Annotated in this window: 7 protein-coding genes and 1 tRNA gene; all 8 read left to right on the top strand. The window is 41.5% G+C overall.

Going from position 1 to position 8,190, the window contains the following annotated elements:
- The first annotated feature begins 72 nt into the window (after nt 1-72).
- The 8 genes from FY049_RS13240 (at nt 73) to rpoB (ending at nt 8,124) form a co-directional block, all read left to right on the top strand.
- A tRNA-Trp gene (locus FY049_RS13240) sits at nt 73-148 on the top strand.
- Between the two features lie 74 nt (nt 149-222).
- Entirely contained in the window at nt 223-663 is a 441-nt protein-coding gene (secE, locus tag FY049_RS13235; protein WP_004718489.1) for a preprotein translocase subunit SecE, read from the top strand.
- A gap of 7 nt (nt 664-670) precedes the next feature.
- Nucleotides 671-1,204, top strand: a complete 534-nt coding sequence (gene nusG / locus FY049_RS13230) for a transcription termination/antitermination protein NusG (protein WP_004718486.1) — start codon at nt 671-673, stop codon at nt 1,202-1,204.
- Between the two features lie 117 nt (nt 1,205-1,321).
- Nucleotides 1,322-1,750, top strand: a complete 429-nt coding sequence (gene rplK / locus FY049_RS13225) for a 50S ribosomal protein L11 (protein WP_004718484.1) — start codon at nt 1,322-1,324, stop codon at nt 1,748-1,750.
- Nucleotides 1,751-1,753: 3 nt separating this feature from the next.
- Nucleotides 1,754-2,449 carry a 50S ribosomal protein L1 gene (rplA, locus tag FY049_RS13220; protein ID WP_004718482.1) on the top strand — a complete coding sequence of 232 codons (696 nt, stop codon included), beginning with the start codon at nt 1,754-1,756 and terminating at the stop codon, nt 2,447-2,449.
- Nucleotides 2,450-2,810: 361 nt separating this feature from the next.
- Nucleotides 2,811-3,317, top strand: a complete 507-nt coding sequence (rplJ, locus tag FY049_RS13215; RefSeq protein WP_004718479.1) for a 50S ribosomal protein L10 — start codon at nt 2,811-2,813, stop codon at nt 3,315-3,317.
- A gap of 48 nt (nt 3,318-3,365) precedes the next feature.
- Nucleotides 3,366-3,731 (top strand): 50S ribosomal protein L7/L12, encoded by a 366-nt coding sequence (rplL, locus tag FY049_RS13210; protein WP_004818508.1) that lies wholly within the window; start codon nt 3,366-3,368, stop codon nt 3,729-3,731.
- Nucleotides 3,732-4,035: 304 nt separating this feature from the next.
- Nucleotides 4,036-8,124: a DNA-directed RNA polymerase subunit beta gene (rpoB, locus tag FY049_RS13205; RefSeq protein ID WP_004718475.1), complete on the top strand. Its 4,089-nt coding sequence runs from the start codon at nt 4,036-4,038 to the stop codon at nt 8,122-8,124.
- Nucleotides 8,125-8,190: the final 66 nt, after the last annotated feature.

Raw genomic sequence — 8,190 nt, 5'->3', positions numbered from 1 at the left:
GGTTGCTAAAGTAACTGCATAACCGCTAATATGTTTGTTCTAACCGAGAGTTTAGGCTCTCGGTTTGTTTATAGGTCAGTAGTTCAATTGGTAGAGCGTCGGTCTCCAAAACCGAATGTTGGGGGTTCGAGTCCCTCCTGACCTGCCATTTTTTAAATAAAAAACTTGATGTCGGCTAAACTGGTCATATAATAAGTCGCGAAACCTACGACGAGTACAAAAATGTCGAATGATAAATCACGTGACGCAATGGGCGGCGCGGCAATTCCTCAAAGCAATAATTCTGCTGAAATGGTGAAGACAAGTTCTCCATTTGATTTTATTTTGTGGATCATTGCATTGGCTTTATTTGGCGGTGCGTTGATGACAAATCAATATCTTCCAGCGTATTGGGCACCTGCAAATAGTGTCTGGGTGCGTATTGGGGTAATTTTAGCTTGTATCATCGTAGCTTTAGGTTTATTATACGCCACCCATCAAGGCAAAGGCTTTGTTCGTTTGCTTAAAGACTCTCGTATCGAATTACGTCGAGTTACATGGCCTACGAAACATGAAACAGTAACCACTTCATGGCAAGTTCTCCTCGTTGTTGTAGTTGCCGCAATTATTTTGTGGTGTTTTGACTATATCATCGGTTGGTTTATGAAGTTTATTATCGGGTAAGAGAGCTATGAAACGTTGGTACATTATTCATGCCTATTCAGGTTATGAAAAACAAGTGATGCGTTCACTTAATGATCGAATCCAGCGTAGCGCTGTTGCTGATAGTTTTGGTGAAGTCCTTGTTCCTACCGAAGAAGTGGTAGAGATGAAGGATGGTAAGAAGCGTAAATCAGAGCGTAAATTCTTTCCTGGCTATGTGTTAGTCGAAATGGAAATGAATGATGAAACTTGGCACATTGTTAAAGAATGTCCAAAAGTATTAGGTTTCATCGGTGGTACAGCTGAAAAGCCAGCACCAATTACGCAAAAAGAAGCTGATGCGATTCTTGCACGTGTACACAATAAAGGTGAAGCACCTCGTCCTAAGACGATGTTTGAGCCGGGTGAAGAATTACTTGTTACTGACGGTCCATTCACAGACTTTAAAGGTGTGGTGGAAGAAGTTCAGTACGAAAAATCACGTTTAACGTTGACGATTAATGTATTTAATCGACCAACTCAAGTTGAATTGGAATTTCGCCAAGTCGAAAAAACAATTTAATTTGCACTGTTTGAAAGCGCCCGATTTGTTATGGATCGGGCATTGTTGTTGTAACGGTATCGTTACTTGAAATGTTGGGGAGCTCTAAAAGGCGTTTGTACCCAGAGGTAATTTGAAATGGCTAAGAAGATTGACGGCTATATCAAGCTGCAAGTTCCAGCTGGTAAAGCGAATCCATCTCCACCGATTGGTCCTGCACTAGGTCAACGTGGTGTTAACATCATGGCATTCTGTAAAGAATTCAATGCTGCTACACAAAAAGTTGAACAAGGTCTTCCAATTCCTGTAGTGATCACTGTGTACAACGATAAGTCGTTCACATTCATCATGAAAACTCCACCTGCTGCGATTCTTCTTAAGAAAGCTGCTGGTATCCAAAAGGGTTCTGCTGTACCAAACAAAACTAAAGTTGGTAAGTTGACTCGCGCTCAGTTAGAAGAAATTGCGACTACTAAAGAACCAGATTTAACTGGTGCTGATTTAGACGCACGTGTACGTACCATTGCTGGTTCTGCGCGTTCTATGGGCTTGGAAGTGGAGCTATAAGACATGGCAAAGTTAACTAAACGTCAAAAAGCCATTGCTGCAGCTATTGAAGCAAACAAAGTTTACACTTTGGAAGAAGCAGTACAAGTTCTTAGCAGCCTACCTGCTGCAAAATTCAAAGAATCTTTGGATGTTGCGGTAAACCTAGGTGTTGATCCTCGTAAATCTGACCAAGTTGTTCGTGGCGCGACTACACTTCCTGCAGGTACTGGTAAAACTGTACGTGTTGCTGTGTTTGCTCAAGGCGCTGCTGCTGAAGCTGCTAAAGCTGAAGGCGCGGACATCGTTGGTTTTGATGATCTTGCTGAAAGCATTCAAGCGGGTAACTTAGACTTCGACGTTGTTATTGCTGCTCCAGATGCAATGCGTGTTGTTGGTAAGTTAGGTACGATCCTTGGTCCACGTGGCTTAATGCCAAACCCTAAAGTGGGTACTGTAACTCCTGACGTAGCAACTGCAGTTAAAAATGCAAAAGCTGGTCAAGCACGTTACCGTGTAGACAAAGCGGGTATCATCCACGCTGCGATCGGTCAAGTAGGTTTCACTGCTGAAGCTGTTCGTTCAAACGTTGAAGCGCTTATCGCTGACCTTAAGAAAGCAAAACCTGCGACTTCTAAAGGTATCTACATCCAAAAGATCACTTTGAGCTCAACTATGGGTCCTGGTCTTGTTGTTGATGTACAAAACGTTTCTAAATAATTATTTTTCAATAATTATATTGCGATAAAAGAATTTTAAAGTCCTGAGTGAAATTTGAAGTGTTACTTCAAATTTTACGCAAGAAAGAGTGATGGCTTCTATTGAGGTTGAGCTTTTCTTCTTGTGGATTGATAAAGCATGGCTTTGTTGATCATCAGGCGGACTTTGAATTGATAGATGTAAATTTATCAGCGTCAAAGACCTCAGGCGAGGGGAGTCTTCGGATTCGCTTCTTAAAATACCAGTCTGAGTAGACGCGGTGGTGTGATTGATTCCTCCTCCGCGTGTAAGTCAAGAGATTGATTTACGAATTGGGAGTGCAGTCCGTGGATTGCATAAATCACCGTTAGGAGGTTTTACAATGGCTCTTCTTATCGAAGACAAAAAACAGATCGTTGCGGAAGTAAATGAAGTTGCTTCTACCGCGTTTGCTGCTGTTGTTGCTGACTACCAAGGTTTAACAGTTGAACAATTGACTACACTTCGTGTTGAAGCTCGTAAGTTAGGTGTTAAGACACGTATCGTGCGTAACACTTTGGCTAAACGTGCTTTCGAAGGTACTCAATTTGATATCTTAGACGAAAACCTTGTTGGTCCAACTATTCTAGCTTTTTCAACTTCTGAAGATGACATGGGCGCAGCTGCTCGCTTGTTTGAAGAATTTGCTAAAACTAACAAAGCATTTGAACTTAAAGCTGCTGCATTTGACGGCAAACTTTATCAAGGTGCTGACGTTAGCGTTATCGCGAATCTTCCGAACCAAGAAAAAGCACTTACTATGCTTGCCAATGTTCTTCAAGCTCCTATTTCGAAATTGGGTCGCCTTATTACAGCGCTCAAAGAGAAAAACGAGTCAGAAGCTGCATAAGCTTAATAAATTTCACACACCATTCAATATCCATTTGGAGTTATTCTCATGGCTTTAACTAACGAAGAAATCTTAAACGCAGTTGCTGAAAAAACTGTTCTTGAACTTGTTGAACTTATCTCTGCTTTCGAAGAGAAATTCAACGTATCAGCTGCTGCTGTAGCTGTAGCTGCAGGTCCTGCTGTTGCTGCTGCTGAAGAGCAATCAGAATTCAATGTTGAATTGACTTCTTTCGGTGCTAACAAAGTTGCTGTAATTAAAGCAGTACGTGAAGTTACTGGTCTTGGCTTGAAAGAAGCTAAAGACTTAGTAGAAGGCGCTCCTTCAAATCTTAAAGAAGGCGTTTCTAAAGAAGAAGCTGAAGAACTTAAGAAGAAACTTGAAGAAACTGGTGCTACAGTTACTGTTAAGTAATTTCGCTAGGGGTCGAATTTTAATTTGACCCCAAAAATTGGCTGATGGCTCTTGGGTCATCAGCCTTTTTGCGTTACAATAATCGGCTCGATTTTAGATTGATTGGTAGAAAAACCATCAATTTTAAAAATAAATAAACACAATCAAACGCTTAGCAATATTTTTCCATTTTAAAAATATTGCTAAGCGTTTTGTACCACTGAAATTTGCAGCATTTGTATAAAAGTGGTGGTCATATCGACCTGCGTAATTCCTTCTAAGTTCGTTCTGCAGGCGGACTTAGTTTACTTTCCGAGGACTCCAGATGGCATACTCATATACCGAAAAGAAACGGATCCGTAAGAATTTTGGTAAATTGCCCCAAGTCATGCATGCTCCGTACCTGCTCTCGATTCAAGTCGACTCGTACAGAACATTCTTGCAAGACGGCAAAACACCAAAAAATCGCGAAGATATCGGTCTCCAAGCTGCATTTCGTTCAGTTTTTCCTATTGAAAGTTATTCGGGCAATGCTGCTTTAGAATTCGTTGAGTATAGTCTTGGTAAACCAGAGTTTGATGTTCGCGAATGTATTCTTCGTGGCTCAACCTTTGCGGCACCAATGCGCGTTAAAATTCGTTTGATCATCAAAGATCGTGAAACGAAATCTATTAAAGACGTACGTGAACAAGAAGTGTACATGGGTGAAATGCCACTCATGACTGAGAATGGTACCTTTGTCATCAATGGTACTGAGCGTGTAATCGTATCTCAATTACACCGTTCACCAGGCGTATTCTTTGACCATGATAAAGGTAAAACGCATTCAAGCGGTAAAGTGCTTTATTCAGCACGTATTATTCCTTATCGTGGTTCATGGTTAGATTTTGAGTTTGATGCTAAAGATTTAGTCTTTGTACGTATTGACCGTCGTCGTAAATTACTTGCGACTGTTGTGTTACGTGCATTGAGCTATAGCAATGAACAAATTCTGAATATGTTCTACGAAAAAGTACCTGTATATCTTGATATGGGTAGCTATCAGATTGACCTTGTGCCTGAACGTCTTCGTGGTGAAATGGCCCAATTTGATATCGTGGACAATGATGGTAAAGCCATTGTTGAACAAGGTAAACGTATTAATGCTCGCCATGTACGTCAAATGGAAGCTGCTGGTTTAACTAAACTTCCAGTTCCAGATGAATATTTGTATGAGCGTATTACTGCTGAAGATATCGTACTTAAAGACGGTGAAGTGATTACTGCTAACACTGTATTAAGTCATGAAATTTTGGTCAGAATTGCTGAAGGTGGTATTAAACAATTTAATATCCTGTTCACCAATGACATCGATCGTGGTTCATTTGTTGCTGACACCTTACGTGCAGATACAACATCTGGTCGTGAAGAAGCACTTGTAGAAATCTACAAAGTGATGCGTCCAGGTGAGCCACCAACGAAAGAAGCGGCTGAAAACTTATTCAATAACTTATTCTTCTCTACAGAGCGTTATGATTTATCGCCTGTGGGTCGTATGAAGTTTAACCGTCGTTTGGGTCGTCCTTACGAAGTAGGTACAGATCAGAAGTCTCGTGAAGTAGAAGGTATTCTTTCTAACGATGACATCATTGATGTACTGAAAACATTGGTAGAAATTCGTAACGGTAAAGGTGAAGTCGACGATATCGATCACTTGGGTAACCGTCGCGTACGTTCTGTTGGTGAAATGACAGAAAACCAATTCCGTGTTGGTTTAGTTCGTGTTGAACGTGCTGTTAAAGAGCGTTTAAACCAAGCTGAAACAGATAACTTGTCTCCACAAGATTTGATCAATGCGAAACCAGTTGCTGCTGCAATCAAAGAATTCTTTGGTTCAAGCCAATTGTCACAGTTTATGGATCAAAACAACCCATTGTCAGAAATTACACACAAACGTCGTGTATCTGCGCTTGGGCCTGGTGGTTTGACACGTGAACGTGCGGGCTTTGAAGTACGTGACGTACATCAAACTCACTATGGTCGTGTATGTCCAATTGAAACACCTGAAGGACCAAACATTGGTTTGATCAACTCGCTTTCTGTTTATGCAAAAGCGAACAACTTCGGTTTCTTGGAAACACCATACCGTCGCGTTGTTGATGGTCGTGTAACAGATGATGTTGAATATTTATCTGCAATTGAAGAAGTAGGTACTGTTATTGCACAGGCCGATTCTGCATTGGATAAAGATGGACATTTAACAGAAGACTTCGTTTCAGTACGTCACCAAGGTGACTTCGTTCGTATGCCACCTGAAAAAGTGACGCATATGGATGTATCTGCTCAACAGGTTGTATCTGTCGCTGCATCACTTATTCCATTCCTTGAACACGATGATGCCAACCGTGCATTGATGGGTTCAAACATGCAACGTCAGGCTGTTCCTACATTGCTTGCTGATAAACCACTTGTGGGTACCGGCATGGAAGCAAACGTAGCGCACGACTCTGGTGTATGTGTGATCGCGAAACGTGGCGGACGCATTGAGTTTGTAGATGCATCACGTGTGGTTATTCGTGTCAACGAAGATGAAATGATCGCGGGTGAAGCAGGTGTAGATATCTACAACTTGATCAAATACACGCGTTCAAACCAAAACACATGTATTAACCAAAAAGTGCTTGTGAGCATGGGCGATAAAGTCGGCCGTGGTGACGTTCTTGCTGATGGTCCATCAACTGATGGTGGTGAATTAGCATTGGGTCAGAACATGCGTGTCGCGTTCATGACTTGGAACGGTTATAACTACGAAGACTCGATTTTATTATCTGAACGTGTTCTTCAAGAAGATCGTTTAACGTCAATTCATATTCAAGAATTATCATGTGTTGCGCGTGATACGAAGTTAGGTGCGGAAGAAATCACTGCCGATATTCCTAACGTAGGTGAAGCAGCGTTATCTAAACTTGATGAATCAGGTATTGTTTATATCGGTGCTGAAGTTGCAGCGGGTGATATTCTTGTTGGTAAAGTGACACCTAAAGGTGAAACACAATTAACCCCTGAAGAAAAATTACTTCGTGCAATCTTTGGTGAGAAAGCGGCAGACGTTAAAGATTCATCTTTACGTGTTTCTTCAAGCGTTAAAGGTACAGTCATCGACGTTCAAGTGTTTACACGTGACGGTATTGAGAAAGATGAACGTGCTCAAGCGATTGAGAAAGCGCAGCTTGATGCTTACCGTAAAGACTTGAAAGAAGAATTCAAAATCTTCGAAGAAGCAGCTCGTGAACGTATTATCCGTTTGTTAAAAGGCCAAGAGTCGAATGGCGGCGGTACGACCAAGCGCGGTGATAAGCTATCTGAAGATGTATTGTCTGGTTTAGAGCTTGTTGATCTTTTAGAAGTTCAACCAACAGACGAAGGCATCGCTGAACGCTTAACTCAAATTCAAGTGTTCTTGAAAGAGAAGAGCTACGAGATTGATGAGAAATTTGCTGAGAAAAAACGCAAACTTTCTACAGGTGATGAGCTTACAACAGGTGTCTTGAAAGTTGTTAAAGTTTACTTAGCTGTAAAACGTCGTATCCAGCCTGGTGATAAGATGGCGGGTCGTCACGGTAACAAAGGTGTTGTATCAAACATCTTGCCTGTTGAAGACATGCCGCATGACATCCATGGTGTTCCAGTTGATGTCGTACTTAACCCGTTGGGTGTACCATCACGTATGAACGTGGGTCAGATTCTTGAAACTCACTTAGGTATGGCTGCAAAAGGTCTTGGCGATAAGATCGACAAGATGATGAAAGAGCAACGTACCGTTCTTGAGCTTCGTGATTTCTTAGACAAGATTTATAACAAAGTTGGTGGCGAGCAAGAAGATCTTGATAGCTTAACTGATGAAGAAATCTTGGTGTTATCAGGTAACTTGCGTAAAGGTGTTCCTTTAGCTACGCCAGTATTTGATGGTGCAGAAGAAAGTCAGATCAAAGAGTTACTTGAGCTTGGTGGTATCTCACGTACAGGTCAAACAGTATTGTATGACGGACGTACAGGTGAGCGTTTTGACCGCCCAGTAACTGTTGGTTATATGTACATGCTCAAGTTGAACCATTTGGTTGATGACAAGATGCATGCACGTTCTACTGGTTCTTATTCACTTGTAACTCAACAACCGCTTGGTGGTAAAGCACAATTCGGTGGTCAGCGTTTCGGTGAGATGGAAGTCTGGGCACTAGAAGCTTATGGTGCTGCTTATACACTTCAAGAAATGCTTACTGTGAAGTCGGATGACGTTGAAGGTCGTACTCGCATCTATAAGAACATTGTAGATGGTAACCATTATATGGATCCGGGTATGCCTGAATCGTTTAACGTATTGACCAAAGAGATCCGTTCTTTAGGTATCAACATTGAACTGAAAAATGGTGACTAAACTTCACCATTGAATCTCCCTAAATCCCTCTTTATGAAAGAGGGACTTTCCCCCTTAGAAAAAGGG

Source organism: Acinetobacter sp. 1125_18A, assembly GCF_052824985.1.
The sequence above is the reverse complement of the archived record's forward strand: the minus strand, read 5'-3'. Positions and strand labels throughout refer to the sequence as shown.